This window comes from Rhodococcus sp. R1101 (genome assembly GCF_000278445.1).
GTDB lineage: Bacteria > Actinomycetota > Actinomycetes > Mycobacteriales > Mycobacteriaceae > Rhodococcus > Rhodococcus gordoniae.
The window spans coordinates 1-864 of the sequence record NZ_AJVB01000836.1 but is presented as its reverse complement, the minus strand read 5'-3'; the positions used below and the strand labels follow the sequence as shown (position 1 = coordinate 864).

Here is an 864-nt window from a genome sequence, read left to right as displayed (position 1 = left end):
ATGTCTCATTTGGTCAGTTTCTTGAAGCAGGTCAACGCCGCGGCGAGTTGGAGGAAAGCAGCGAAGTGTTCGCCGTGGCGCTCGTAGCGGATGGTCAGCCGGCGATAGCCGCTCAGCCACGCCAGGGTGCGTTCGATCTTCCACCGGTAACGGCCGAGGCGTTCGCTGCTGTCAACGCCGCGGCGGGCGATCCGCGGAACGATGCCCCGGGCCCGCAGCCACCGGCGGTGGACGGGATAGTCGTAACCCTTGTCCGCCCGCACCCGGCCGGATTTGCGGCGGCGCGGACCACGAGGTGAGCGCACCGCGGGAATCGCAGTGACCATCGGCTGCAGCATGACGCTATCGTGGGTGTTTGCCGAGGTCACCGCCGTGACGAGCGGGATACCATCGGCGTCGGAGAGGATGTGGATCTTCGAGCCGTTCTTGCCGCGATCGACCGGGCTGGGACCGGTCAGAGAGCCCCCCTTTTCGCCCGCACGTGCGCGGCGTCGAGGATCGCGGCGGACCAGTCCAGGTCCCCACCGGCGCCGAGTCGATCGAGGACCCGGCGGTGCAGCTCGTCGAATACCCCGGCCTTGGCCCAGGTGGTGAACCGTCTATGCGCGGTCGGAACACTGACTCCGAATGACGGCGGTAGGTGCCGCCAGGCGCAGCCGCTGGTGAGCACGTAGACGATCGCGGTGAACACCGCCCGATCATCGATCGCCGCCCGGCCGCCGCCTTGGGGCCGCGCCCGGAAGCCGGGCAGCAGCGGTTCGACGATCTCCCACAACGAATCCGGTACCAGCCGGGAAGACAACGCATCGACCACGACGGTGCATTATGCCGCACAAACGATCTTGTCCATAAGAGACATGCTCT

Annotated in this window: 1 protein-coding gene; it reads right to left on the bottom strand. The window is 66.8% G+C overall.

The features are described 5' to 3' along the window. Positions 1-5: 5 nt before the first annotated feature. Positions 6-814 (bottom strand): IS5 family transposase gene (locus R1101_RS29935; RefSeq protein ID WP_442969902.1). Its coding sequence is split into 2 segments (ribosomal slippage): positions 6-464 and positions 467-814, totalling 807 coding nucleotides; the frame shifts between segments, so codons are not numbered across the junction. Positions 815-864: the final 50 nt, after the last annotated feature.